Origin of the sequence: Williamsia serinedens (assembly GCF_024171725.1) — a bacterium.
Lineage (GTDB): Bacteria > Actinomycetota > Actinomycetes > Mycobacteriales > Mycobacteriaceae > Williamsia_A > Williamsia_A serinedens.
On record NZ_JAMTCG010000002.1, the window covers coordinates 656,560 to 682,352 of the forward strand.

Sequence of the window (25,793 nt, forward strand, 5' to 3'; positions counted from 1 at the left end):
CGAAGGAGAGAACGATGGAACTCGGACTGACCACGACCCTGACCGACACCGATTTCGCGACCGCACGCGAGAAGGTGACCGCCGCGCTCAAGGAGCAGGGCTTCGGCGTGCTGACAGAGATCGACGTGCAGGCGACCCTGAAGCAGAAGCTCGACGAGGACATGGAGCAGTTCACCATCCTCGGTGCCTGCAACCCGACGCTCGCGCACAAGGCGCTCGGCGTGCAGCCCCAGATCGGGATGCTGTTGCCCTGCAACGTCGTCGTCCGCGCGGACACGGCGGACGAGTCCGGCCGCACGATGATCGTCGAGGCGATGAACCCCGACCTCATGGTGTCGGTCACCGGCGAGGCCGGTCTCGAGCCGGTCGCGTCGCAGGCCGCCGAGCTGCTCGGCAAGGCGATCGCCGCACTCGGCGACGCCTGACCTCACCACCGTCGACCCCCGGGGGTTCATGCCCCCGGGGGTACGATGGTCTCTTGACACGGGAGGACTGACATGACCGGAGACGACGAGACGATCGCCCTGGTGCTGAACCGACTGCGCCGTGCGCACGGTCAGCTGGGCGGCGTGATCTCGATGATCGAGAACGGCCGCGACTGCAAGGACGTGGTCACCCAGCTCGCCGCCGTCTCACGCGCGCTGGACAAGGCGGGCTTCAAGATCGTCGCCACCGGGCTGCGTGAGTGCATCACCGGCGACCCTGGGGCCAAGGAGCCGATGACGGAGGCCGAACTCGAGAAGCTGTTCCTGGCGCTGGCCTGAGCGACCGGCGACTACCCGACGGCGGTGCCGACCAGCGTGCCGATGAGATACGTGACTGCCATGGCGATCACGCCGCCGACAGTCACACGCAGGACGGCGGCACGACGGTCGGCGTCTCCGACGACGGCACTGACGTAACCGGTCAGAGCCAGCGCGGCTGCGACCACGACGAACGTCAGAGGGACCCGCAGGTGCGCCGGGAGTAGGACGATGGCGAGCAGGGGCAGGAGGGCCCCGAGCGTGAACGCGATGGCTGACGACAGCGCCGCATGCCACGGGTTCGTGAGCTCCTCGGGATCGATGCCGAGCTCGGCCTCGACATGGGCGGCGAACGCGTCGTTCTCGGTGAGCTCCGTCGCAACCTGCCACGCGGTCTCCGCCGACAGACCCTTGGCCTCGTAGATGGCGGCGAGCTCCTCGAGCTCCTCCTCCGGCTGCTCGTCGAGTTCAGTTCGCTCCTTCGCGAGAAGCGCCTTTTCCGTGTCCCGTTGGGTCGAGACGGACACGTACTCGCCCAGGGCCATCGACACCGCGCCGGCGGTGAGACCGGCGACGCCCGCGGTGAGGATGGGTTCGCGGGCGGCGGTGGCCGCGGCGACACCGATGACGATGCCGGCGACGGAGACGATGCCGTCGTTCGCGCCGAGGACACCGGCGCGCAACCAATTCAGCTTGCTGGCGGCGCCCGCGGCGTGCGGTTCGGCTGTGTGCTGAGTCGGGTTCTCGGTCATGACGACCATGAAACAGGGGGCTGACCAGCGCGTCCAGCAAGCACAGGCAAGCCTGAGAAGGTCTGCGGAGCAGAGACTCCCGTGGTCAGGACGCCTCGACGACGTCCTTGATCCGAGCGAGTGTGGCAGGGATCCCACTGTGCGCGGCGTCGACGCGGTCCTGAATCTGCGACTGCGCCTCGTCGCCGTACTTCTCGTGGAAGAACTCGATCCCGTCGTCGCGGAACTCCCACGTCTCGGTGAGCTCGGTGCCGCCGTCGACGGGTCGCACCACGTAACCCCACCGCGCGAACTTCCCGCCGACGAGCCAGGCGAACTCCCGTCCGGGTTCGGCGGCGACGACGACGGATCGCGTCTCCCAGGTGCGGTTCGGGGTCACGTTGCGACCGGTGAACCAGGCGCCCTCGCGCGGCCCGTCGGGACCGGGTTCCTCGTCCCACCAGCACGCCTCACAGATCGGGCTCCACTCCCCGGTCCGGGTGACGTCGGAGACGACGGCGTAGACCGTGTCCGGATCAGCGGCGACGACGACGGAATCGGAGTGCTCGTAGGCGGCCATGTCCCCGACCCTATCCGGGGGTCACGACCTGTACACACGACCTGCTCAGCGCAACTGTCCACCAACTGTCGCGGAACGAATTCGGACGATCTCGAATGCGACGAAACGGAGTACATCACGCGCGTGACGGGTGTTCGATCCGTCCAGAGTCGGTGTCACAGGCCACCGGCCTGTCACACCGGAGCGACGATGATCCGTGACCTCTCTCGCACCGCGTCTCGCACCGCGTCTCGCAGCGCGCGAACTCACGTGCTCTCGGCGACCGTCGTGGCGACCTGTCTCGTCCTCGCGGTGTCCTCCTGCTCGTCGGGCTCACCGGGATCGTCCGGCGAGAGTTCGTCGGCGAGCGCCGGCGACGTCAACGCAGCAGCTGCGGAGGGACTCCCCGCCGACGCTGTGAGCAAGGCCGTCGGCCGCCTCGACACGATGATCTCCGAGGAGCTGTCCCGGACGGGGATCCCCGGTGCCGCGGTCGCGGTGGTGCACGGCGGCACGACCGTGTACGCGAAAGGGTTCGGCGTCGCCGACCTCGCCACCGGGCGGAAGGTCGACGCGGACACAGTGTTTCAGTTGGCGTCGGTGTCGAAGTCGATCAGCGCGTCGGTCGTCGCCACACAGATCACGCAGAACGAGGTCAGCTGGGACACCCCGGTGGTCGCGAACATGCCGGGCTTCGCACTGTCGGATCCGTACGTGACCGCGAACGTCACCGTCGGCGACCTGTTCGCCCACCGGTCGGGTCTCGCCGAGCATGCGGGGGACAAGCTCGAGGAGTTCGGCTACGACCGGGACACCATCCTGCAGCGGCTGCGGCTCCTTCCCCTGCAGCCGTTCCGGACGACGTACGACTACACGAACTTCGGGCTCACCGCGGCCGCCCAGTCGGTCGCGGACAAGGCGGGCACCGACTGGGCGACACTCGCCGACCGGTCGATCTTCTCCCCGCTGGGCATGCGCTCGTCGTCGATGCGGTACTCCGACTTCGCCGGTCGCGCCGACCGGGCGGTCGGCCACGTGAAGCAGAACGGGAAGTGGGTGGTCACCCCGATGCAGCGCGAACCCGACGCGCAGGCACCGGCCGGTGGGGCCAGCTCGTCGGTGAACGACATGGCGCGATGGCTCGCCGCGATGCTCGCCGACGGTGAGGCGGGCGGCACCCAGGTGTTCAGTCCCGACTCGATCCTGCCCGCGACGATCCCCGAGATCCGCACCGCGATGCCGGGGTCCGCGGCCGACCGCGCCGGCTTCTACGGATACGGCTTCAACGCCTCCACCACGTCCGACGGGCGGACGACGTACTCCCACAGCGGCGCCTTCGCCTCGGGTGCCGGGACCAACTTCGTCGTCATGCCGTCGGCCGACGTCGCGATCATCATGCTCACGAACGCGGCGCCGATCGGTGTCGCGGACGCGGTGAACATGAGGTTCATGGACCTCGTCCAGTTCGGCGAGGAGCGCCAGCCGTGGGACGAGTTGTACGGCAACGCCTATGCCGGGCTGTCCGAACCCAGCGGTTCTCTGGTCGGGAAGCCTGCACCCGCGAACCCGGCTCCGGCGCAGCCGAACTCGACGTACGTCGGCACCTACCATAGTGCGTACTGGGGTCCGGCGGTGATCAGCGAGCAGAACGGGGGACTCGTGATCGCGCTCGGCCCGAGCGGCCAGACGCGGTACCCGCTGACCCACCGCGACGGCAACGTCTTCACGTTCGCGCCGTACAGCGAGAACGCCGAGCCCGGGTCCATCTCGGCGGTGACGTTCGACGGGCCGAAGATGACCGTCGAGTACCTGACCTCCGACGGCAACGACGGCGTCTTCACGCGGCAGTGAGGGCGACGGCGGTCAGTCCGCCACGTGCACGACGGTCTTGCCGAACGAGCGCCCGGCGAGCATCGCGCGGAACGCGTCGAGGGTGTTCTCGAAGCCGTCGGTGACGTCTTCGACGTACTTGAGCTTCCCGTCGGCGACCCACTGCGTCGCCTCGCGGAGGAACGACTCCTGCTGTGTGGCGACGAACTCCGTCTGGATGAACCCGCGGACGGTGAGGCTGCGGGTCAGGATCTGCCCCATCAGTGCACCGCTGCGGTCGGGACCTTCGGGCAGCGACGTGCGGTTGTAGTTCGCGACGAGCCCGCACACCGGGATGCGACCGTAGGTGTTCATGCGCGGCAACACCGCGTCGAAGACGGCACCGCCGACGTTCTCGAAGTAGACGTCGATCCCGTCGGGGGTGGCCGCGGCCAGCTGGTCGGTGAAGTCGTCGGCGCGGTGGTCGATCGCCGCGTCGAACCCGAACTCGTCACGCAGATGGGCGACCTTCTCGGGGCCACCGGCGATGCCCACGGCGCGTGCACCCTTCAGCTTCGCGATCTGCCCGACGGCCGAGCCGACGGGCCCGACTGCTGCGGCGACGACCACGGTCTCCCCGGGCTGCGGGTTCCCGATGGTGAGGAGGCCCGAGTACGCGGTGAAGCCGGGCATGCCCAGCACGCCGAGCGCGGTGCTCGCGGGTGCCACCGAGGTGTCGAGCCGACGCAGGTGCTTCGCGGACTCGACCGAGTGCGTCTGCCAGCCGCCGTAGCCGAGCACCACGTCGCCCTCGGAGAACGACGGGTCGCGACTCTCCAGCACGCGGGACACGGTCGCCCCCACCATCGGGTCCCCGATCTCGACCGGCGCCGCATACGACTTCGCCGCGCTCATCCGTCCGCGCATGTACGGATCCAGGGACAGGTCCAGCGTCTGCAGCAGCACCTGGCCGTCGGACAGGTCGGGAAGCTCCACCTCCTCGAACCGGAAATCGTCGTCGGTCGGCTCTCCGTGCGGCCGGGCGGCGAGGACGATGCGTCGGGTCGTCTGGGTGGTCATGGCTCTCCCATCGGGTGGATCTGTGCAAACCCTGGGTCAACACCACGCCCGGCCGTGGTTGTTCCGCGCGGGTCGTGGAGGACCTCACATCGTGCTGCCAGCGTCCCCACAGTTTCGATTCGCACACTCGACGTCATCGCCGACATCCCCACCGTCGGCCAGACGAGAGGTATGCACGATGACCACACCCGAACGGGGCATCCGCCGGGCCCGCGCCGCGGCCGCCGCTGTGGGCATGGCCGCCCTGGGAGCGATCGGGATCACGTCCGGGATGGCCTACGCCGACACCGACCACACATCGTCAACGACGTCCTCCACCACGTCGACGACCTCCTCGACCGACACCACGGGGTCGACGGACGGCTCGACGACGGGTGACAGCTCGACCACGGACGGAAGTCAGTCGGGTACCGGCAGCGACCAGTCCGGTTGGGGTACCGCACCGACGATCTCGGCCGGCAGCGGCGACAGCCACGCGCAGACGAGTGGGAGCTGACATGGCCACCGAGACAGCGGCATGGACCGTCTGGGGCCTCGACGCCTCGGTCACCGTCACCGATCCGTCGGTGCTCGACGACGCCCGCGCCATCGTCGAGACCGTGCTCGACGACGTCGACCGCGCCTGCAGTCGATTCCGCGACGACGCCGAGGTGTCGGCGTCGTCCATCCGACGCGGCCGTCCGACACCGATCTCGCCGATGCTCGCCACCCTCGTGGACGCGGCGCTCGATGCGGCGCGCGCCTCCCACGGCGCCGTCGACCCGACCGTGGGTCATCGACTCGTCGCACTCGGGTACGACCGCGACCTGGAGTCGCTCGCCGACCCCGCCGGCCCGGTGGATCCGGCACGCCGGTTCGAGCGGTCACGTTTCGCCGCCCACCGCGCGCACGCCGGGATGGTCCGTCGACAGGGGGATCTCCTCACGGTGCCCGAGGGTGTTCTGCTCGACCTCGGGGCGACCGCGAAGGCCGTCGCCGCGGACCTCGCGGCCGACGTCGTCGCGGCCCGGACCGGCAGCGGTGTCCTCGTCGAACTGGGCGGCGACATCGCCACGCGTGGTGCGCATCCGGCCGGTGGCTGGCAGATCCTCGTCGACGACGGACCCGGACGGCCGCGGGCGCAGATCGCCGTCACCGGCGACTGCGGCGTCGCGACCTCCAGCACGCTGCACCGCCGGTGGCGAGACGCCGACGGTGTCGACCGGCACCACATCATCGACCCGCGCACCGGCATGCCCGCCGAGGAGCTCTGGGTCACCGTCACCGTCGCGGCACGTCGCTGCGTCGACGCCAACACCGCGAGCACGGCCTGCATCGTCGACGGCCGCGACGGAGCCGATGTCGTCGCGAGCACCGGGCTCCCGGCCCGCCTGGTGAGCGCCGAGGGCGTCGTCACGGTGCTCGGCGGGTGGCCCGAGGACTGCGAGCTCGCGGCATGAGCGACGACGCGATCTGGGCGCTCGGCCGGGGGACCGGACTGACCGCGCTCATGCTGCTGACCGTGTCCATCGCGCTCGGCGTCACGGCCCGGTCCGGGCGACCGCTTCCCGGACTCCCGCGCTTCGCGGTCTCGTCCCTGCACCGCTCGGTGGCGCTCGGGGCGACGCTGCTGATCGGCCTCCACGTCGCGACGATGGTGATCGACCCGTATGCACAGGTCGATCTGGTCGACGCGGTGCTCCCGTTCCGCGCCGGGTACGAGCCCCTGTGGGTCGGTCTGGGAACACTCGCGCTCGACCTGCTGCTCGTCGTCGTCGTGACGGGACTGATGCGGCACCGGTTGCGCCCGAACGTCTTCCGGATCATCCACCTCGGGACCTACCTGCTCTGGCCGGTCGCGTTCGCACACGCACTCGGCAGCGGCACCGACACCGGGCACGGGTGGATGATCGCGATCTGCGCCGTCTGCGCGATCGTCGTGGTCGCTGCGGTCGTCGCGCGTCTCGTCCTGCCCGACGAGTTCGCCGGCCCCCGCCGGTCCGCTCGTGTGGCACGGCCGATGGCCGGTGTGCGATGACCGCGGCCGCGACATCCCCGACCGGGATGGCTCCCGCACCCGGCGGTCGGCGGAGACTGCTGCTCGGCGTGGGTGACGACATCGACCGTCACGCCCGGACACACGGACCCCGACGCCTGCACGGACCCGCGGTCATCGACGAGATCGCGCGGTCGGGACTCACCGGACGCGGCGGCGCCGCGTTCCCGGTCGCGACCAAGCTCGCGACGGCACGCGACGCCATGACCCGCGGCCGGCGGTCGGTGGTCGTCGCGAATGCCGCAGAGGGCGAACCGCTCTCGCGCAAGGACGCCGTCCTGGTGCACGAGGCCCCGCACCTCGTCCTCGACGGGTTGGCGGCGGTGGCGTCGGCGGTGGGTGCCACCGAGACGTACCTGTACGTGCCCGCGGGCGCCGCGACCCGACTCCGCGCGGTGATCGCGACACGTGCCGCACGGGGATGGGACCACGCGGTCCCGACGGTGGTCGAGGCCCCGGATCGCTTCGTGGCCGGCGAGACCACCGCCGTCGTCGACCGGATCGCCGGCGGAGCCGGGTTGCCCCACGACCGTCGCGTCCCGACCGCGGCGGACGGACTCCGGGGACGACCCACCGTCGTGCACAACGTCGAGACCCTCGCGCACGTCGCCCTCGTCGACCGGCATGGTGCCGACTGGTTCCGCGAACGCGGGACCCGGTCCGAGCCCGGGTCGATGCTCGTCACCGTGTCCGACGACGGGGGCATCCGCGGCGTGGCCGAATGCGATCTCGGTGCGCCGCTGGCGTCCCTCGTCGACCCCGACGCCCGCGCGGTGCTGGTGGGCGGCTTCCACGGGACCTGGGTCGACGGCAGGGAGGTCGGGTCCCTCGCACTCTCGGCACGGTCGCTCCGGGCCGTCGGGGCGGCACCCGGCGCGGGGATCGTCCGATCGCTCGGTGCCGGATCCTGTGGGCTGCGGGCGACCGCCGACATCGCCGACCACCTGGCCGCGGAGAGCGCCGGTCAGTGCGGGCCGTGTGTGTTCGGACTCCCCGCGCTCGCGTCGGCGATCCGGGATCTGGTCACCCACGGGGGTGCCGATCGTGCCGAGAAAGTCGCTCGTCTGGCCGCGACCGTCGACGGCCGCGGCGCCTGCGCGCATCCCGACGGGACCGCCCGACTCGTCCGGTCGGCGCTCACCGTGTTCGCCGACGACATCCACCACCACGCGGCGGGGCGATGCGCCGCCCGGACATCCGGAGGACACCGATGACCCGAGCCGGCCGTGTTGCCGTGCACATCGACTTCACCCGCTGCGACGGTCGTGGCCTGTGTGCCGAGCTGCTGCCCGCGACGCTCGCGCGGGACCCGTGGGGGTACCCGATCGCCGTCGCCGACCCTCGGGCGACGGTTCAGCGAGAGCCCGAGGTCGCGGCCTCGGACGTCGGCCGCGTCGCCCGTGCGGTCCGCGCATGCCCGCGGTCGGCGCTGTCGGTGGTGGAGGCCGTCGACCCGGCGCGAGGCTGACCGGCTCGGCTCTGAGCGACGCAGGCCACCGCACCCAGCACCAGGCCGACCACGGCCAGCGGCGACAGGGCCTCCCCGAGACCGATCCACGCCATCACACCGGCGACCGACGGGATCACGGCGAACAGGATCGACGCCGCGCGAGGGCCGGAGCGCGCGATGCACGCGGCGTAGAGCGACGTCGCGCCGATCGAGCTGAAGACGACCATGACCACCAGCAGGACGCCCGCCCGCGGCCAGTCGGTGACGTGCATCGGCGAGGCGACCGCGACCAGTGCGGCCAGCGGTGTCGAGGTGGTCACCCCGATGGCCGTGATGAGCATCGGGTCCATGCCGACGCACCGGCGACCCTGGTGAATGCCGCCGACCGACAGGCCGAGCATGCCCACGATGACCGCGACGATGCCGACACCCAGGTGGTGGTCGGCCACCAGCGACGGCGCGCAGGCCAGCACGACCGACACCGTGGCGAGCACGAGCGCGGCGACGCCCCAGCGGGATTCGCGATGCCCGAGCGCGGCCATCATGATCGCGGAGGTGGCGACGGGGTTCAGGGCGACGATGAGCGCCGCGAGCCCGGCGGGCACACCGTGCGACAGCCCCCAGTAGCAGCCGAGGAACTGCACACCCTGGGTGAGGACGCCGGCGATCGCCGCGTGCCCGAGTTGTCGGCGCGGCGGCAGCGGAACCCGCCGCACCGCGAGGACGCCCCACAGGAGCACAGCGGACGCGGCGAAACGGATGAGGATGACCAGGAACGGCGACATCACGGCGATGGTCGCGGCGCCGATCGGGTAGCCGGCCGCGTACAGCAGGACGGTCGGCACGGCGAGTCCGAGCGACATCGTCGCGGGGGTGCTCTGTGTGCGGCTCATGGGGAGACGGTGCGCCGGGTGACCGACTGGATTCAAGATCGTTCACGTTTCGTTGACGGTCGGTGCAGACTGGACCGGTGACCGCGCTCGACATCTCCCGGCTGCGCAGCCTCGTGACCGTGGCCGCCGTGTCCGGTGTGCGTCCGGCGGCGGAGGCGTTGCACCTGTCACCGGCCGCCGTCAGCGGCCACATCCACAAACTGGAGACCGAGCTCGGTTGTCGGCTGCTGATGGCCCAGGGCAGGGGTGTCGGGCTGACCAGCGACGGGGAGGAACTGGTCGAGCGCGCGCGCACCCTGCTCGAGGTGCACGACGCCGCTGTCCGGGCGCTCGCACCGCCCGGCGACGGGGAACTGCTCGTCGCCGCCACGGAGCACGCGGCGGAGTTCCTCGTCCCGGCCGTCGTCGCGACCCTCGACGGGTTGCATCCGACGGTCGACGTCCGGGTGCGCCTGACCCGCAGCGAGCGCGTCCGACAACTCGCCGACGACGACCGCGCCGACGTCGCGCTGATGCTGACCCGCCCGGCGCAGGGCAGCGTCCACGTCGCGGACCTCGCCCTGGAATGGCTCAGCGCCGACGGTGCCGCGTCGACGGCACTGGTCCTCTTCGGGGTGCCGTGCGCGGTCCGCCATCAGGCGGTCGCGTCGTTGGCTGGTCGTGATCACCACGTGGTCCGCGAATGTGCCGACCTGAGCACGGTTCTCGCGACAGCCCGGGCGGGTACGGGGATGACGCCCCTGCCGCGGATCGGGCCACTGCCCGACGGCCTGCGACGCGTGCGCCATCTGCCCTCCATCCCGGATGTGCCCTTGTACGTGACGTTCGGCGAGCGGGTCGAGGCCGCGACCAGGGCTGCGGTGGTCGCATCACTGCGGTCACGGTTGGGTGAACCCGTGGCACGTCGCGGCGCGTAGGGGGCTGCGGCGGGGACCCCTGGTGGGCACAATGAGCAGATGCGCTCGATCTGGAAAGGCGACCTGAGCTTCGGCCTGGTGAACGTGCCGGTCAAGGTCTACTCGGCGACCGAGTCGCACGACCGCACGTCGCACCAGGTCGACTCGAAGGACGGGACCCGCATCCGCTACCGCAAGGTGCGCGAGGGGACCGACCAGGAGGTCGAGTTCGCCGACATCGCCAACGCCTACGAGTCCGACTCGGGGGAGACGGTGATCCTCACGAAGTCCGACCTCGCCGAGCTGCCGGTGCAGCGGAGCCCGGAGATCTCGATCACCGGCTTCGTGCCGGAGGAGCAGGTCGACCCGATCTACTTCGACAAGCCCTACTACCTCGAGCCGGCGTCGAAGTCGACCAAAGCCTATGTGCTGCTGCGCCAGGCTCTCGCCGACACCGAGCGTCTCGCGATCGCCACCTTCACGCTGCGCAACCGGACACGTCTCGCCGCGTTGCGGGTCGTCGACAACGTGATGACGCTGCAGACGTTGCTGTGGCCGGACGAGGTCCGCAAGCCCGAGTTCGCCTCGCTCGACGACGAACCCGAGTTGCGCCCCCAGGAGCTGTCGATGGCGGCGTCCCTCATCGACAGCATGGCCACCGATTTCGACCCGGACGAGTACGAGGACACCTACCAGAAGGAGCTCGCCAAGCTCATCGAGGCGAAAGCCCAGGGGAGCGAGGCGTTCCCGGCCGCCGACGAGTCGGACGACGGGGCCGACGACGACTCCGAGGTCGCCGATCTGCTCGCGGCCCTGCGTGCTTCGGTGAAGAGCCGCGGCGAGTCGGGCTCGTCGAGCGACGGGGGATCCTCCTCCGGGGCGACGAAGTCGGCCGCGAAGAAGAGTCCGGCGAAGAAGACCTCGTCGACGGCCGCGAAGAAGACCGCGGCGAAGAAGACCGCGTCGGGTGCGGTGAAGAAGACGACCGCCAAGAAGACGACGACGGCCAAGAAGACCCCCGCGAAGAAGGCCCCGGCGAAGAAGGCCGGGTGAGCCTGTGCGAGTCCTGGTCGTCGACGGGCGCCGCGCCCCGCTCCCGTCCCCGGGTCGGGTGACCCGGGGACGGGATGCGCTGCCCGGTCAGGTCCCCTTGACGTTGAGGATCTGTCGGAGGACATGATCGACGGTGACGAGGTCGTCGGCGTCACGCATGACGATGTCGATGTCCTTGTAGGCCATCGGGATCTCGTCGATCCAGTCCGCACCGTGGCGGTACTCGATGCCGACCATCGCCGCCGCGAGGTCGTCCTCGGTGAACCGTCGCTTCGCCTCGGCCCGTGAGAACCGTCGCCCGGCACCGTGGGGTGCCGAGCACAACGACGCCGCGTTCCCCTTCCCGGTGACCACGTACGACCGCGTACCCATCGACCCCGGTATGAGCCCACGGACGCCGATCCTCGCGTCGATCGCGCCCTTGCGCGTCAACCACACCTCGCGACCACCGTGGGTCTCTCGCGCGGTGTAGTTGTGGTGCGTGTTGATGCGCTCGACCTCGAGCGCGGCCGGGTCGGCGGTGTCGGACCAGTGCGCGAGCGCCTGGCGGAACCGGTCCATCATCTCCGCCCGGTTCTCGGCCGCGAACCGCTGCGCCCACGCGAGGTCCCGGAGGTACGCGTCGAGCTCGTCGGTCCCCGCGGGGAGATAGGCGAGATCGGCATTCGGCAGACGAACGTGCCACCGACGGCAGAGCTTCTGGGCGAGGGTGATGTACCGCGACGCGATGCGATGTCCGACACCTCGTGACCCGGAGTGCAGGAACATCCACACGCGGTCCGCCTCGTCGACGCAGAGCTCGATGAAGTGGTTCCCGCCCCCGAGCGATCCGAGCTGCTCCCGCCACTTCTTCGAGTGGGTGAGGTCGACCGCGTCCCGCTCGGCCAACTCCTCCAGCGCAGTGATCCGCGCGGCGGTGAAGGCGAATCGGTCGGTCCCGCGGTTGTAGTTGCCGGGGGACAGAGGGATCGCCGACTTGATGGATCGCCGAAGGGCCGCGAGGTCGAGTCCACGGATCGACTCGGCGTCGAGGGTCGTCCGGACTGCGATCATCCCGCAGCCGATGTCGACACCGACAGCGGCGGGGATCACCGCGTCGACCGTGGGGAGCACGGTGCCCACCGACGACCCCCGGCCGTAGTGCGCGTCGGGCATCAACGCGATGTGCGGGTGGACGAACGGCAGCCGGGCAGCCTCGATCGCCTGCTCGACGGTCTTGTCGTCGAGGTCGGATGCGAAGCTGAGCAACTTGTGGTTGCCGATACGGGTGGGCACGGGATTCTCCTCTCGATGTGCCGACCCAGTGTTCGCATCGAGCGGTTGCGGCGCAACGTATTTCCGCCACTCCGCAAACGCTCCACATGTTCGAGGACGCTCCGGATGTATCCGGAGCGTCCTCGAACATGTGGAGCGGGAACCCCTAGCCGGAGCGGGAAGCCTGTATGTGGAGCGGAAAGCCTGTAGCCGGAGCGCCTACTGCTTCGGCGCACCCCGCCAGTCGCCGAAGGGCTCGTCGCGTTCGCGGACAGCCTGCTTGAAACCAGCTGTCGCCGAGCGGGTCTGGAACGCGTATCCCTCACGGGTGTGGCGGGAGACGCCGTCGAACACCGTGCTGACCATGGCCGAGGTCGCGACACCCTGGGACAGCAACGCGCTGTTGAGTGCGAGCTTGACCATCATCAGCTGATTGATCGGCATCCGCGCGATCCTGGCGACGTAGTCCTCGACGACGGCGTCGAGCTCGTCGGCCGGGGCGGACTCGACGGCGAGACCCCACTCGACCGCGGTCTTCCCGTCGATGCTGTCGCCGGTGAACAGCATGCGCTTGGCGCGTTGGTCGCCGATGCGGTGCGCCCACAGCCCCGTCGACGGCACACCCCACACCCGCACGGGCGGATAGCCGATGCGGACGTCGTCGGCGGTGATGATCTGGTCGCAGTGCAGCGCGATGTCGGTGCCGCCGGCGATGCAGAACCCGTGCAGCTTCGCCACGACGGGCTTGTCGGCGTGCAGAAGACTCGCGAAGCCGCGTCCGTTGCGACTCATCATCGCGTAGTCGACCATCGGGTCCCACTGCCCGCGCGGGTCGTGGTTGGTCGCCTGGACCCGCGGGTCGAGGACGGTGCCGTCGACGCTCACCTCATGGGTGGCCTTGCCGGTCTCGTCGGCGCCCGGGTCCTGCCACCGTTCGGCGAACATGCCGAGGTCGTAGCCGCCGCAGAATCCCTTGCCGCGCCCGGACAGCAGGATGACGTGGACACGCGGATCGAGGTCGGCGTGCTCGACGGCCGACGCGATGTCGCGCGGCGTGTCTGCGGTGATGGCGTTGCCGTGCCGCGGCCGGTTGAAGGTGATCCGCGCGACGCGGTCGGTGACCTCGTAGGTCAACGTCGGGAACTCCAGCGTGTCCGGCGGTGTGCGGTCGCGGGCGGTCGACACCGGCGGCGCGGCGGTCCAGTCGTCGCGCCAGCCGGCGGGACGATCTCCGCCGTCGGTCGGTGTGGTGATGTCCGCCTCGTCGCTCATGGGCTGACACTAACCACATGGGGATCCTGACCTACGGCATGCACATCTCCCTCGACGGCTACATCGAAGACGAGTCGGGGAGCATCGGCTTCGGTGTCCCCGACGAGGAGATGCACAAGGCGTCCAACGTGCAGGCGCGGGACACCGCGGCCTTCCTGTTCGGGCGTCGCCTGTACGACGTGATGGAGGACTTCTGGACGTCGCCGGAGCGCGACGGCGCAGACCCGGTCGAGGCGGAGTTCGCCGAGATCTACCGCGCGACGCCACGGATCGTCTTCTCCGACTCCCTGGAGTCGGTGCCTAACGGTTGCCGGCTCGTCCGCAGCGCCGACGCCCGCGACGAGATCATGCGTCTGAAGGCCGAGACCACGGGAACCCTCAGCATCGGCGGCCCCCGACTGGCAGCGTCCGTCGCGGACCTCGTCGACCAGGTGGACCCGTACCTGCTGCCGACGGTGCTCGGCGGCGGCACACCCTTCTATCCGGCCGGCCACCGCTGGGACCTGTCGCTCGCCGAGTCGCGGGTCTTCCGCGCCTCGGGCTGGACGTACCTGCGCTACACGGTCCAGCGGTGAGGAGGCGGGCATAGCCTGCCTGCATGAGCGAGCTGGTCCGCGTCCATCGCGACGGTCCCGTCACGACCGTCACCATCGACCGCCCCGACGTCCGCAACGCCGTCGACCGCCCGACGGCGGAAGCGCTCGCCGCGGCCTTCCGCGCGTTCGACGCCGACGACGCCGCGGCGGTCGCGGTCCTCGCCGGAGCCGGGTCGACGTTCTGCTCCGGCGCGGATCTGGGGGCGATCGCCGGCGACCCGGACCGCATCAACCGCCTCGCCCCCGACGGCGACGCCCCGATGGGCGTGTCGCGGATGGAGCTGTCGAAGCCGGTGATCGCCGCGATCGAGGGCTACGCCGTCGCCGGTGGACTCGAACTCGCCGTCTGGGCCGATCTCCGCGTCGCCGCCGCCGACGCGGTCTTCGGTGTGTTCTGCCGACGCTGGGGTGTCCCGCTCATCGACGGCGGGACCGTCCGCCTGCCCCGGCTGATCGGGGAGAGCCGGGCGATGGACCTCATCCTGACCGGTCGCGCCGTCCCGGCCGACGAGGCTCTGGCCATGGGACTGGCCAATCGCGTCGTGCCGTCGGGTTCGGCGGTGCAGGCCGCGCAGGGCCTCGCGCGAGAACTCGCAGCGTTTCCTCAGACATGCCTGCGACAGGACCGTCTGTCCGCCCGCGAGCAGCACGGTCTGTCGCTGCAGCAGGCCCTGCTGAACGAGACCCGACACGGGGCGACGTCGCTGGTCAACGGCACCGCTGAGGGTGCGGCGCGCTTCGCCGCCGGCGCCGGCCGGCACGGGGCCGCCGCCGACGCGGACTGACGCGCGGATCCACCGCCTCCGCCCCGGCCCGGCTCCACTCCGCCGTCGCTCGGGCGAGCGGACTCGTCCGCTCTGGCACCCTGGATTCGGACATCGTCAGGCGCGCGGAGAAAGGGTGATCATGGGCCACCCGACCCTGCATGACGCCGACAACGCCACCGGCTCGCGAACCCGGCCCGGGCGCCGGCGCATCTCCGCCTCCGAGGTGGCCGAGGCCGCTGTCCTGGCCGACGTCGCCGCGGCCATCTGCGTCCTGAGCCGCATCCTCCCGATCGCCGGGGCCGCGATGCTCGTGGCGTCCATCCCGTTCGCCGTGCTCGGGATCCGCCGTCGTCTCTCGGTGTGCGTGCTCGCCACCGTCGTCGGGTGGATCGTCGGACTGCTGTTCGGCGGGTACACCGCCGCGAACATGGTCGGCGCCGCGGCGATCGCCGGGTGCTTCTCCGGCATCGCCATCCGCCGCGAGTGGTCGCCGCCGTCGGTGGTCGTGCGCGCCCTGGTGGTCGTCGGCATCCCGTCGGCCGCACTGACCACCGGACTGCTGGCCGTCTTCTCCAGCTACCGCGAATTCGTCTTCGACAACATCCGCAACGGCCTCGGCGGCACCGCGCGACTGTTCGCGAACGCCGGCATCGCCCAGGTGGAGGAGTTCGACGCGGCCGTGCGACGCGCGCTCGAGGTCTGGCCCGTGACGATCGCCGTGGTCGGTCTGATCGGGTCGACGCTCGGTGTGTTGCTCACCGCGGTGTTCGTGTGGCGTCCGGCGCGGTCCATCGCACGACGTCTGGGTCCGGTCGCGGGCGACGACGCACCGGCCACCGAGACCGCGGTGGTCGCACCGGTCCCGCTGCACGGACGCGGCATCACCGTGGTCCACCCCGAGACGGTGGTGCCGGCGATCGCCGGTGTCGACGTCGACGTGCTGCCCGGGTCGCTGGTGGCGGTGGTCGGGCACAACGGGGCCGGCAAGTCGACCCTGGCGCGGGTCATCTCGGGCCGCGTCCCCACCGCCGGCGACGTGTGGCGGCCGGGCGCCGTCGGGCTGGGGATGCCCGGCGGCACGGCGATGATCGGTCAGCGGCCCGAGACCAGCGTGCTCGGACTCGCCGTCGGCGACGATCTGGCCTGGGGTGTGTCCGACATGACGCCGGAGCGGTCGGAGGCGGTGCTCCGTCGCGTCGGGCTCGACCTGGAACTCGACGCGGAGACGTCGCGGCTGTCCGGTGGTCAGCTCCAACGGTTGGCGGTCGCGTCGGCGCTGGTCCGCGACCCCGCGCTGCTCGTCAGCGACGAGAGCACCGCGATGATCGACGCCGCCGGCCGTGACGGGCTGATGCGCCTCTACCGCGGCCTCGCCGACGCCGGGACCGCCGTGGTGCACGTGACCCACGAGCCCGCCGAGGTGGCCGGTACGGACGCCACGGTCGTCGTCCCGGGTGGCACCTGGGAGCCGGCTGTCCCCGTGCCCGACGGCGGTGGCCGATGGCTGCGCGGCGGGGCCGTGCGCGTCGAGGGTCTGCGCTTCGCGCACGACAGCGGCACACCGTGGCAACGGCCGGTGCTGCGCGACGTGTCGATGTCGATCGCACCGGGACAGACGGTCCTGGTGACGGGCGCCAACGGCGCCGGCAAGACCACGCTCGCGCGACTGCTCGCCGGGATCGAGAAGCCCGTCGAGGGAACCGTTCTCGTCGACGGCGAACCCGTCCGCAACGACCGGACCTGTGCGCTCTACGGCCACCAGTTCGCGCGGCTGTCGCTGGTGCGGTCACGCGTCCGCGACGACATCTGCGACGCCGCCGGGGTCGACCACGCCAACGGCCGCCTGGTCTGGCAGGCCCTGCGCGAGCTGGGACTCGACCCCGCCCAGGTCGCCGAGTCCCGCATCGACCACCTCAGCGTCGGCCAACAGCGGCGCGTCGCGCTCGCCGGGCTGCTCGCCGCCCGCCCCCGGGTGCTCGTCCTCGACGAGCCTCTCGCCGGCCTCGACACCGCATCCCGGCACGCCATGGTCGCGGCGCTCGCTCGGGTCCGTGCCTCGGGCACCACGCTGGTCGTCGTCACCCACGACGAGACCGAGTTGACGGCGATCGCCGACCGCGTCGTCGAGGTGTCACCTCTGACCGACGTCGACGAGCCGGTGCGCGGCAGAGCGTCTCGCGCATCGCTCGTCGGGGTCGTGGGACGGGTGCTGCCGCAGCCGTCGCCGGCCAAACGCCTGTGGGTGGGCACCAAGGTGCTCGCGATCGTCGCCACGGCGCTGATGCTCGGGTGGAACCCGTCGTGGACGACGGTGGGGGCGGCGGCACTGCTGGCGGTGGTCTGGACCGTCGCCGGCCGGATCTCCCTGCGCACCCTCCCGAGGCTCCCGTGGTGGGTGCCGGTGGTGACACTGCTGGGCGGCTCGCTCACCGCGTTCGGCGGCGGGGCGCCCTACGTGACCGTCGCCGACGTCCGCCTGGGTCTGGGCGGTGCGAGCACGTTCGGGATCCTGATCAGCATCACCGTGGTCTCGCTCTACCTGTCGCTGCTGTTCTGTTGGACCACCCCGATGGTCGAGGTGCCGGCGTTCCTGCAGCGCCTCGTCGGGTGGTTCGCGCGTGTGCGCATACCGGTGCAGCCGGTCGCCGTCGGCGTCACCGTCGCCCTGCGGTTGTTGCCGTTCCTGCTCACCGACTTCCGTGCGCTGTTGCAGACCATCTCCCAGCGCCGTACGCCGGGACCGCAGTCGTTCACGCAGCGCGCGGTCCAGTGGAGTGCGTGCCTCCCGATCGTGTGCAGCCTCGCGGTGCAGAACGCCCGCGAGGTCGCGACGTCGCTCGACAACCGGGGTGGGATCGGCCCGGTCGCACGACGCGATCGTCGACCGGGACCGGTGGACGTGCTGGTCATCGTGGGGATCCTCGCCCTCACCATCGGCTGCGCGACGCTCGTCGGAAGTTCTTATTGACGACCCGTCAATAACGTGGGTACCGTGGTCGGCAGACCAGAGAGGATTGCCATGACCCAGGTGCAGGACCGTTCGACCGGTGGTGCCGGTGACCGTTCGTCGGAGTTCCTCGACGTCGTGATCGTGGGTGCGGGACTCTCCGGCATCGACGCCGCGTACCGCCTCGCCGAGCGCAACCCCGGCATCCGGTACGCCCTGCTCGAGCAGCGCGACCGCATCGGTGGGACGTGGGACCTGTTCCGCTACCCCGGGATCCGTTCCGACAGCGACATCTACACGCTCAGCTACCCGTTCCGTCCGTGGGAGGGGGAGAAGAGCATCGCCGACGGTGCCGACATCCGTCAGTACATCGCGGACGCCGCCGACGACTACGGCATCACCGACAAGATCCGCTTCGGTGTGTCCGTGCGCTCGGCCGACTTCGACACCACGACCGACGAGTGGACCGTCGTGACCGAGGTCGGCGGACAGACGCAGACGGTGCGGTGTCGCTTCCTGTTCCTGTGCACCGGCTACTACGACTACAGCGGCGGCTACACCCCCGAGTTCCCCGGGCTCGAGAACTTCACGGGGACCGTGGTGCACCCGCAGAAGTGGCCCGAGGACCTCGACTACACCGGCAAGAAGGTCGTCGTGATCGGCAGCGGCGCAACGGCCATCACGCTCATCCCGTCGATGTCGCGGGACGCCGCGAAGGTGACCATGCTGCAGCGGTCGCCGACGTACATCACGATCCTGCCGTCGAAGGACCGCGTCGCGCACGCGCTCCGGAAGCGGCTGCCCGCCGGCCTCGCGCACCGCATCGTGCGGTTCAAGAACGCCGGGATCGCCCTGGCGTTCTACCTGTACTGCCGGAAGTACCCCGACTCCGCGCGCGCCCGTCTGCGCGGCCTGGCCAAGCGTGTCCTGCCGAAGGACTACGACGTCGACACGCACTTCAACCCGACCTACAACCCGTGGGACCAGCGCCTCTGCGTCATCCCCGACGGTGACCTCTACCGGGCCATCAAGAAGGGGAAGGCGGACATCGTCACCGACACGATCGCCTCGTTCGACGCGACCGGTGTCCGGCTGTCGTCCGGTGACCACCTCGACGCCGACATCGTCGTCACCGCGACGGGACTGAAACTGCTGGTGTTCGGCGGGATCCGTCTCACGATCGACGGCGAGGAGATGAAGCCGAACGAGCACGTCCTCTACCGGGGTCGCATGCTCGACGGTGTCCCCAACTTCGCGTGGACGTTCGGCTACACCAACGCGTCGTGGACCCTCCGGGCCGACCTCACCTCGAAGGCGGTCGCCGAGCTCATCGCCTACATGGGCGCCAACGGCTACACCCACGCCTACCCCGACCGCGGGGACGCGCCACTGCCCGACGAGCCGATGGTCGACCTGAAGTCCGGCTACATCGCCCGTGACGCCGACTCCCTGCCGCGCTCGGCGCCCGAGCAGCCGTGGCGTGTCCGCGCGAACGTCGTGCTCGACACGATCGACGAGAAGCGAGGCAAGGTGACCGACGCGATGACCTTCGGACGCGTGCGCCAGACCGCCGACGTCTGAGCCGGACTACCGGGCGGCGAGGAGTTCCCGGACGGCCGGGAGCACCGTCGCCGTCGCGGCGAGGGTCGTGGCGTGGTCGGTGCCGTCGACCACCAGCAACCGGCAGTCGGGGATCGTGGCCGCGACGTGACGGGTGTCCTCCAGGCGACCGCCGTCGTCGGAACCGACGAATGCCAGTGTGGGAGCGGCGATCCCGGCCAGATCGGTGTCGGGCACACCCGGCTCCGCGTCGACGCTGGTCATGTACGCGGCGAGCGCCTGCGGGTCGTTGGCCTCGAACGCGGCCCTGCTCCCCGCGTCGAGTGACGTGCCGCGCTGCCGCTGCCATCCGTCGAGGAACGCGGCGGTCCCCTCCTCGCGGAGGACGGCGACGCATCCCGGGAAGAACAGCTCGTCGAACGCGCCACGCAGAGGCCGAGAACTGGTGCCGCCCAGCACCAGTCGGTCGAGGCGGTCGGGATGCGTCGCCGCGAGGGTGAGCGCTGCGCGTGAGCCCAGGGAGTAACCGACGAGGGCGACGCGGTCGAGTCCGAGGACGTCGAGGACCGCGATGATGTCGTCGACCAGGCGGCGCATCCCGTAGGCGGCCGGGTCGTGGGGCCTGTCGCTGTGCCCGTGCCCGCGGAAGTCGGGCATGACCAACCGGTGCTCGTCGCGCAGGCCGGCGACGAATCCGTACGCGCGCCACACCGCCTGCGACAGCCCGCTGGGGTGCAGCAGCACGACGGGCGTGCCGTCGCCGACCTCGCGATAGGCGATGGAGACACCGTCGGGGCTCGAGACGCGATCCATGCCGAGCAGGGTAGACACATCGGCGTGAACACCACCTCGACGACGTTCCTCGTCCTCGACCTCGCCGGCACCTTCGCGTTCGCCCTCAACGGTGCGTGGACGGCGATGCGGGTGGCACGCCTCGACATCGTCGGGGTGGTGACGCTGGGGATGCTGACGGCGCTGGGTGGCGGGTTCATCCGCGACACCATCCTCGACGCGCTGCCACCGGCGACGTTCGCCGACTGGCGCTACCTGGTCGTCGCGGCGGCCGGTGCCCTCGTCGCCTTCGTCTCGGGACGTGTCGCCGACAGGCTCGCGACGCCGATCCTCGTCCTCGACGCCGCCGGCCTCAGCCTGTTCGCGGTCAGCGGCGCGTTGAAGGGTGTGGGGTTCGAGGTGGGGGTGGTCCAGGCGGTGATCCTCGGCGTCATCACGGCGGTCGGTGGCGGCACCCTGCGCGACGTGCTCATCCGCCAGATCCCGACGGTCCTCACCAGTGGTCTGTACGCCATCCCGGCGCTGATCGGCGCGCTCGTCGTCGTCGGGGGCACGCAACTCGGTGTCGCGGCCCTGCCCGCCGCGATCGTCGGTGCCGCACTGTGTCTCGTGATCCGCATGCTGGGTGTCCACTTCGGTGTGAACGCGCCCGGGCCGATCGGTCGCGACCGCGGCGACGTCGATCCCTAGCGATGTCTCCCGCTCAGCGGGAAGAAACGCTACGGATTCACCGGTCCGGAATAAGGTGACATGTCACCTAGTTGTCCCGGGGGCGCCGGAGATGCCGACGCACGAGACACCCAGGAGGGTCACCATGCATCAGCTCGACGACAAGACGGCTCTGGTCACCGGCGGGACCTCGGGCATCGGTCTCGCGACCGCGCAGCGACTGGCCGCGGAGGGAGCGCACGTGTTCATCACCGGTCGGCGTGCGCACGCGGTGGACGACGCGGTCGCCACGATCGGCGACGCGGCGACGGGCGTCGTCGGCGACGTCACCGACCCGGCCGACCTCGAGCGTCTCGCCGAGGCGATCCGGTCGCGCGGTCGCGGACTCGACGTCGTCTTCACCAACGCCGGCGGCGGTGAGTTCGCCGCGCTCGAGGACGAGACCCGCGAGCACCTCGCCGAGACCCTGAACCGCAACGTCGGCGGCACGGTGTTCACCGTCCAGACCGTCCTCCCACTCCTCAACGAGGGCGCGTCCGTCGTCCTCGCCGGATCCACCTCCGCCTCGGAGGGCGTGCCGGCGTTCGGGGCCTATGCCGCGTCGAAGGCTGCGGTGCGATCCCTCGGACGCACGTGGGCGGCGGAGCTCGCCGACCGGAAGATCCGCGTCAACACGGTCATCCCCGGGCCGACCGAGACGCCGGGGCTCACCGGCCTCGTGCCCGACGGGCAGCAGAGGGCGTTCCTCGACGATCTCGGGTCGGCGCTGCCGCTGAAGCGAGTGGGCAAGCCCGAGGAGGTCGCCGCGGCGGTGGCGTTCCTCGCCTCCGACGGCAGCAGCTTCATGACCGGCAGCGAGGTGTTCGTCGACGGCGGGTCGGTTCAGGTCTGATCGGGGCGGGGCAGCGTCCCGGTCCGCAGGAGGCTCTCGTGCACGATCTCGAGAGCCTCACGGAGCTGCCGCGTCCGGTCGGCGTCGAGGTCGGGGAAGAACGCCGACCGGACCCAGGCCGCGTGGTCCGGCGCGGCCGCGTCCAGTTCGCTGCGTCCGTTCTCGGTCAGGACCACGTCGGTGGCACGACCATCGGACGCACACGCCGTGAGCGCGACGAGGTCGCGACCCCCCATCCGCTTGAGGTGCCGCGACAGCCGGCTCCGTTCCCACCCGATCGTCGAGGCGAGGACGCCCAGCCGTGCCCGGCCGCCCGGCCGTTGCGACAGCGCCGTCAGGACCGTGTAGTCGCCCATGGACAGGCCGCTGTCACACAGCAACTGGTGGTTCATCTCGTACTCGAGGCGGTGGTGGACGCGCATGTACGCCAGCCACGTCTGTTGCTGCGCAGGGGTCAAGCCGTCGCCGGGGCGCCGGTCAGGCGTACCCGACACGCTGTCTCCGGTCGCCGTGGACGTCATCCATCGGATGCTAGTCCCGGCACGATCGGCGCCGTGGCGACCGATCAGCGCGGGGCGAGGGTCCCGATGACGGCGCGGGCGATGTCGGCGACGACGTCGCGGTCGGTGGTGATGCACCAGCGCACGGATCCCCGGGGGTCGGAGGCGACCAGCGGTGCGGCGAGCACGGCCACCGCGTGGTCGGCGCCGATCGACGCCACCGCGAACGCGCCGGGATCGGGAAGTTCGGGCGACCGGGGGCCGCGGACACCGGGACGGGGTGACGGACCCAGCCCCGGGGCGCTGATGCCGACGAAGGCGTGGCGGCCCGAGAGTCCCCGGTAGCGCCCGGCGATCTCCGCGGACAGGTGGCGGGCGCCGTGCATCGTCGCGACGACGCATCCCGCCCGGTGCTCCGACGCCGCCAGGGACTCCACCAGGGCGCAGGCGTCGACGGCCTCGCGAGCGTCACCGACCGCGGTGGGTGCGTCGTCGAGGATGTCGGGCAGCGAGCGGATGCGACCCCGACGGCTGTCGACGATGCGGATGGGCGACGCCTCGGCGGCGCGCTCCGGAAGAGGTCCGGGACGTCCGTACCGATACCCCTGCGCGAGGGTCGCGCCCATCGACAGCGCACAGTCCTCGTGCTCGTCGGTCTCGACGCCCTCGGCGAGGATGACCGACCCGCGACGACGGGCGAGGTCGCCGGCCGCGTTGATCGCTCGCGCCGCCTCGAGCCCGTGTGCCGACATCTGGGTCAGGCTGCGGTCCAGCTTGACGACGTCCGGCGCGATCACGTCGAGCAGGGCCAGGCACTCCGGCAGTGCGCCGACGTCGTCGAGGGCGATGCCGAACCCGAGCGCGCGCGCCCACTCGACCCCGGCGATCACCGCGGGCGGGTCCTGGAGCAGGGTGCGCTCGGTCAGCTCGAGGACCACGCGCACACCGGTCTCGGTGCCGGCGGGATCGGTCAGCACCGGTGTCGGGCCCCACGGCGGCGGCGCTGCCAGGCAGTCCGGCTCGACGTTGACGAAGACGTGGCGGGCAGTGCCCGGTCCGCGGCGGTGGACCCCCTCGACGGCTCGTCGACGACACCACCAGTCCATGGTCGCGGCGGACCCGCCGCGCCGCGCCGCGTCGAACGCCTCCAGCGGTGAGATGTCCGGCAGCCCGGGCCAGCGGGCGAGTGCCTCGTACCCGGCGGTGCGTCCGGTGGCGGGCTCGACGACGGGTTGAAAAACGGGCACCACGCAGGACGGGTCGCCGAGGATGGCCGACATCCCCGATCGCGGCGTACGCATTGTGTGAAGCCCCCCGAACTGCTGCGCGCGGTGTCCCCCGAAACCGCTACAAGGGCCCAGACTAGTGCACCGGTCGTCCAGCTACGGTCCCGCGGATCCGCTGCGCGATCCTGTAGTGCGGCTGGGGGTAACGTGCGCCACATGAGCGACGAGAGCGGCGTCGGCGCCACATCGCCGGGACGTGCGCGACAGAACGCGATCTACACCGCCGGTGTGTTCGGTGACCGCCCCCGTGTCCCGGCCGATTTCGCCGAGCTGGAGCGCCGGGCACGAGCGGCCATGTCGGAGCGGGCATGGGCCTACATCGCCGGTGGCGCGGGCGAGGGCGCGACCATGACCGCGAACCGCGCGGCCTTCGCCCGGTGGGAGATCGTCCCACGGGTGCTGCGGGACGTCTCCCGTCGCGACCTGTCCGTCGAACTGTTCGGTCACCGGCTGCCCGCACCCGTGCTGTTCGCCCCGGTGGGCGCGGGGGAGCTCGCCCGCCCCGACTCCGACGTCCTCATCGGACAGGCGGCCGCGGAACTCGGTGTGCCGTACATCTTCTCGAACCAGGGGTGTTCTCCGATGGAGGAGACCGCGGCCGCGATGGACGCCGTCCGCGCCGGGGCGCCGCGGTGGTTCCAGCTGTACTGGTCGACCGACGACGACCTCGTCACCAGCCTCGTCCGTCGCGCTGAGTCGATGGATGCGCAGGCCATCGTGGTCACCCTCGACACGACGATGCTCGGGTGGCGTCCGCAGGACCTCAACATCGGCTCCCTGCCGTTCGCCCGCGCCGAGGGGATCGCCCAGTACACCTCGGATCCCCGGTTCCGCGACATCGTGGCGGCACGGCTCGCCGCGCCGGATCGTCCTGCGGGCCCGAAGGTCCGGGTGACGAGGTCGGCGGTGGCCGCGCTCGCGTCGATGGCGCGCCGTGTGCCCGGATCGTTCCTGTCCAACCTGCGGTCACCCGTCCCGCGCGAGTCCGTGCAGACCTTCCTCGACATCTACTCGCGGCCCTCGTTGAACTGGGACGACATCGCGGGACTGTGCGACCGCACCGAACTGCCCGTCGTGCTCAAGGGGATCCTCCACCCCGACGACGCCGCCCGCGCGGTCGACATCGGTGTCGGCGGCATCGTCGTCTCGAACCACGGCGGCCGACAGGTCGACGGCTCGATATCCGCGCTCGACGCGTTGCCGGGCATCGCCGAGGCGGTCCGCCGTCGCGCCCATGTGTTGTTCGACTCCGGGATCCGCACCGGCTCCGACGTCTACAAGGCGCTCGCACTCGGAGCCGACGCCGTGTGCGTCGGACGCCCCCACATGTACGGCCTCGCGATCGACGGACGCGACGGCGCCCGCGACGCGGTCGCGAACATCATCGCCGAACTCGACCTCACCCTCGGCCTCGCGGGCCAGACCTCGGTGAGCGAGCTGTCACCGGATGTGGTGCGCCGGGCGGACTGTGGGTGTGGTCAGTCGAGCCACACCGACCGCGCGCCGCTGTCGCCGACGAGGTAGACCATCACGATCGCGCCGATCCCGAACACCACGACGGCCAGTCCGAACACCCACGTGGACAGGGTGACCGCGCGCGTCGGGAGGGTCACGGGCACCCTGCTCATGACGGCCGGTGTGTTCAGGGCCCAGAACAGCACGACGAACACGAACAGCGGCGCGACCCAGATGATCATCTGATCGCCCAGTTCGACGTGGTCGGCCAGGTCGGGGTTCAGCGGCATCCGTGACTTCTCCAGCGACTCACCGGCGCTGGTGGTCAGCGGGGTCATCACCACGGCGACCAGTCCGACGATCGGCGCGATGACCCCGATCCGGCGGCGTGCCGCGGGCCAGAGGACCGCGACGATCCCCAGGAGTGCGGCGAGCGGGATCGCGACCACGGTGAGATGCACGAAGAGGGGGTGCGCGGGGATGCCTCCGATGGTGTCCACGGCACCGATCGTAGGGGCGGACAGCACGCGTGCGGGTGTTTCCTGCGATCGCCG

Annotated in this window: 27 protein-coding genes; 17 read left to right on the forward strand and 10 right to left on the reverse strand. The window is 71.0% G+C overall.

Annotation, left to right across the window (positions count from 1 at the left end):
• Positions 1 to 14: 14 nt before the first annotated feature.
• Together LX12_RS06680 and LX12_RS06685 are read left to right on the forward strand one after the other, a co-directional pair.
• Positions 15 to 425, forward strand: a complete 411-nt coding sequence (locus tag LX12_RS06680) for a DUF302 domain-containing protein (protein WP_253653730.1) — start codon at positions 15 to 17, stop codon at positions 423 to 425.
• 72 nt (positions 426 to 497) lie between these two features.
• Positions 498 to 764, forward strand: a complete 267-nt coding sequence (locus LX12_RS06685; protein WP_253653731.1) for a metal-sensitive transcriptional regulator — start codon at positions 498 to 500, stop codon at positions 762 to 764.
• Between the two features lie 11 nt (positions 765 to 775).
• On the opposite strand, the gene LX12_RS06690 is transcribed toward LX12_RS06685, so the two are convergent.
• Both LX12_RS06690 and LX12_RS06695 read right to left on the reverse strand, forming a co-directional pair.
• Positions 776 to 1,495: a VIT1/CCC1 transporter family protein gene (locus tag LX12_RS06690; protein WP_253653732.1), complete on the reverse strand. Its 720-nt coding sequence runs from the start codon at positions 1,493 to 1,495 to the stop codon at positions 776 to 778.
• An 85-nt stretch (positions 1,496 to 1,580) separates the two neighbouring features.
• The gene (locus LX12_RS06695; RefSeq protein ID WP_253653733.1) at positions 1,581 to 2,054 is read right to left on the reverse strand and encodes an SRPBCC family protein; all 474 of its coding nucleotides are present in this window, start codon (positions 2,052 to 2,054) and stop codon (positions 1,581 to 1,583) included.
• A gap of 189 nt (positions 2,055 to 2,243) precedes the next feature.
• Between LX12_RS06695 and LX12_RS06700 the strand changes: the two genes are divergently transcribed.
• The gene (locus LX12_RS06700) at positions 2,244 to 3,884 is read left to right on the forward strand and encodes a serine hydrolase (protein ID WP_301284203.1); all 1,641 of its coding nucleotides are present in this window, start codon (positions 2,244 to 2,246) and stop codon (positions 3,882 to 3,884) included.
• 12 nt (positions 3,885 to 3,896) lie between these two features.
• Here LX12_RS06700 and curA read toward each other — a convergent pair whose 3' ends face one another.
• Positions 3,897 to 4,922 (reverse strand): NADPH-dependent curcumin/dihydrocurcumin reductase, encoded by a 1,026-nt coding sequence (gene curA / locus LX12_RS06705; protein ID WP_253653735.1) that lies wholly within the window; start codon positions 4,920 to 4,922, stop codon positions 3,897 to 3,899.
• A 178-nt stretch (positions 4,923 to 5,100) separates the two neighbouring features.
• On the opposite strand from curA, the gene LX12_RS06710 reads away from it, so the two are divergent.
• The 5 genes from LX12_RS06710 to LX12_RS06730 are packed head-to-tail and all read left to right on the forward strand — an operon-like array spanning position 5,101 to position 8,425.
• Positions 5,101 to 5,418, forward strand: a complete 318-nt coding sequence (locus tag LX12_RS06710; RefSeq protein ID WP_253653736.1) for a hypothetical protein — start codon at positions 5,101 to 5,103, stop codon at positions 5,416 to 5,418.
• A gap of 1 nt (position 5,419) precedes the next feature.
• A complete protein-coding gene (locus tag LX12_RS06715) occupies positions 5,420 to 6,361 on the forward strand; it encodes an FAD:protein FMN transferase (RefSeq protein WP_253653737.1) in 942 nt (313 codons plus the stop codon).
• Positions 6,358 to 6,939, forward strand: a complete 582-nt coding sequence (locus tag LX12_RS06720; RefSeq protein WP_253653738.1) for a ferric reductase-like transmembrane domain-containing protein — start codon at positions 6,358 to 6,360, stop codon at positions 6,937 to 6,939. The genes LX12_RS06715 and LX12_RS06720 overlap by 4 nt, the downstream gene beginning before the upstream one ends.
• Positions 6,936 to 8,171 (forward strand): NADH-ubiquinone oxidoreductase-F iron-sulfur binding region domain-containing protein, encoded by a 1,236-nt coding sequence (locus LX12_RS06725; RefSeq protein ID WP_253653739.1) that lies wholly within the window; start codon positions 6,936 to 6,938, stop codon positions 8,169 to 8,171. The genes LX12_RS06720 and LX12_RS06725 overlap by 4 nt, the downstream gene beginning before the upstream one ends.
• Positions 8,168 to 8,425, forward strand: a complete 258-nt coding sequence (locus LX12_RS06730; protein WP_253653740.1) for a ferredoxin — start codon at positions 8,168 to 8,170, stop codon at positions 8,423 to 8,425. The genes LX12_RS06725 and LX12_RS06730 overlap by 4 nt, the downstream gene beginning before the upstream one ends.
• On the opposite strand, the gene LX12_RS06735 is transcribed toward LX12_RS06730, so the two are convergent.
• Positions 8,311 to 9,300, reverse strand: a complete 990-nt coding sequence (locus LX12_RS06735) for a DMT family transporter (protein WP_253653741.1) — start codon at positions 9,298 to 9,300, stop codon at positions 8,311 to 8,313. The two genes, LX12_RS06730 and LX12_RS06735, sit on opposite strands and share 115 nt — an antisense overlap.
• 77 nt (positions 9,301 to 9,377) lie before the next feature.
• On the opposite strand from LX12_RS06735, the gene LX12_RS06740 reads away from it, so the two are divergent.
• Both LX12_RS06740 and ku read left to right on the forward strand, forming a co-directional pair.
• Complete coding sequence (locus tag LX12_RS06740; RefSeq protein ID WP_253653742.1) at positions 9,378 to 10,217, forward strand: LysR family transcriptional regulator; 840 nt, start codon at positions 9,378 to 9,380, stop codon at positions 10,215 to 10,217.
• Between the two features lie 39 nt (positions 10,218 to 10,256).
• Entirely contained in the window at positions 10,257 to 11,249 is a 993-nt protein-coding gene (ku, locus tag LX12_RS06745) for a non-homologous end joining protein Ku (RefSeq protein WP_253653743.1), read from the forward strand.
• An 87-nt stretch (positions 11,250 to 11,336) separates the two neighbouring features.
• Here the strand turns inward: ku and LX12_RS06750 are convergent, their stop codons facing one another.
• Together LX12_RS06750 and LX12_RS06755 are read right to left on the reverse strand one after the other, a co-directional pair.
• A complete protein-coding gene (locus LX12_RS06750) occupies positions 11,337 to 12,524 on the reverse strand; it encodes an RtcB family protein (protein ID WP_253653744.1) in 1,188 nt (395 codons plus the stop codon).
• A gap of 198 nt (positions 12,525 to 12,722) precedes the next feature.
• Positions 12,723 to 13,775 (reverse strand): crotonase/enoyl-CoA hydratase family protein, encoded by a 1,053-nt coding sequence (locus LX12_RS06755; protein WP_253653745.1) that lies wholly within the window; start codon positions 13,773 to 13,775, stop codon positions 12,723 to 12,725.
• A 17-nt stretch (positions 13,776 to 13,792) separates the two neighbouring features.
• On the opposite strand from LX12_RS06755, the gene LX12_RS06760 reads away from it, so the two are divergent.
• The 4 genes from LX12_RS06760 to LX12_RS06775 all read left to right on the forward strand — a co-directional run bounded on the left by LX12_RS06760 (position 13,793) and on the right by LX12_RS06775 (position 19,666).
• Positions 13,793 to 14,350 (forward strand): dihydrofolate reductase family protein, encoded by a 558-nt coding sequence (locus tag LX12_RS06760; protein ID WP_253653746.1) that lies wholly within the window; start codon positions 13,793 to 13,795, stop codon positions 14,348 to 14,350.
• 23 nt (positions 14,351 to 14,373) lie between these two features.
• A complete protein-coding gene (locus LX12_RS06765) occupies positions 14,374 to 15,156 on the forward strand; it encodes a crotonase/enoyl-CoA hydratase family protein (protein WP_253653747.1) in 783 nt (260 codons plus the stop codon).
• A gap of 121 nt (positions 15,157 to 15,277) precedes the next feature.
• Positions 15,278 to 18,106: a DUF2232 domain-containing protein gene (locus LX12_RS06770; protein ID WP_253653748.1), complete on the forward strand. Its 2,829-nt coding sequence runs from the start codon at positions 15,278 to 15,280 to the stop codon at positions 18,104 to 18,106.
• Between the two features lie 51 nt (positions 18,107 to 18,157).
• Positions 18,158 to 19,666 carry a flavin-containing monooxygenase gene (locus LX12_RS06775; protein ID WP_253653749.1) on the forward strand — a complete coding sequence of 503 codons (1,509 nt, stop codon included), beginning with the start codon at positions 18,158 to 18,160 and terminating at the stop codon, positions 19,664 to 19,666.
• A gap of 6 nt (positions 19,667 to 19,672) precedes the next feature.
• Here LX12_RS06775 and LX12_RS06780 read toward each other — a convergent pair whose 3' ends face one another.
• Complete coding sequence (locus tag LX12_RS06780) at positions 19,673 to 20,458, reverse strand: alpha/beta fold hydrolase (protein WP_253653750.1); 786 nt, start codon at positions 20,456 to 20,458, stop codon at positions 19,673 to 19,675.
• Between the two features lie 24 nt (positions 20,459 to 20,482).
• Between LX12_RS06780 and LX12_RS06785 the strand changes: the two genes are divergently transcribed.
• A complete protein-coding gene (locus LX12_RS06785; RefSeq protein WP_253653751.1) occupies positions 20,483 to 21,127 on the forward strand; it encodes a trimeric intracellular cation channel family protein in 645 nt (214 codons plus the stop codon).
• A 124-nt stretch (positions 21,128 to 21,251) separates the two neighbouring features.
• On the forward strand, positions 21,252 to 21,998 hold the full coding sequence (locus LX12_RS06790; RefSeq protein WP_253653752.1) for an SDR family NAD(P)-dependent oxidoreductase: 747 nt from the start codon (positions 21,252 to 21,254) through the stop codon (positions 21,996 to 21,998).
• Here the strand turns inward: LX12_RS06790 and LX12_RS06795 are convergent.
• The gene (locus LX12_RS06795) at positions 21,989 to 22,519 is read right to left on the reverse strand and encodes a MarR family winged helix-turn-helix transcriptional regulator (protein WP_253653753.1); all 531 of its coding nucleotides are present in this window, start codon (positions 22,517 to 22,519) and stop codon (positions 21,989 to 21,991) included. The two genes, LX12_RS06790 and LX12_RS06795, sit on opposite strands and share 10 nt — an antisense overlap.
• A 44-nt stretch (positions 22,520 to 22,563) precedes the next feature.
• Positions 22,564 to 23,799 (reverse strand): EAL domain-containing protein, encoded by a 1,236-nt coding sequence (locus LX12_RS06800; RefSeq protein WP_253653754.1) that lies wholly within the window; start codon positions 23,797 to 23,799, stop codon positions 22,564 to 22,566.
• A 141-nt stretch (positions 23,800 to 23,940) separates the two neighbouring features.
• Here LX12_RS06800 and LX12_RS06805 point away from each other — a divergent pair, with 141 nt between their 5' ends.
• Positions 23,941 to 25,308 carry an alpha-hydroxy-acid oxidizing protein gene (locus LX12_RS06805; RefSeq protein WP_253653755.1) on the forward strand — a complete coding sequence of 456 codons (1,368 nt, stop codon included), beginning with the start codon at positions 23,941 to 23,943 and terminating at the stop codon, positions 25,306 to 25,308.
• On the opposite strand, the gene LX12_RS06810 is transcribed toward LX12_RS06805, so the two are convergent.
• Complete coding sequence (locus LX12_RS06810) at positions 25,263 to 25,739, reverse strand: DUF2231 domain-containing protein (protein WP_253653756.1); 477 nt, start codon at positions 25,737 to 25,739, stop codon at positions 25,263 to 25,265. The two genes, LX12_RS06805 and LX12_RS06810, sit on opposite strands and share 46 nt — an antisense overlap.
• Positions 25,740 to 25,793 lie beyond the last annotated feature (54 nt).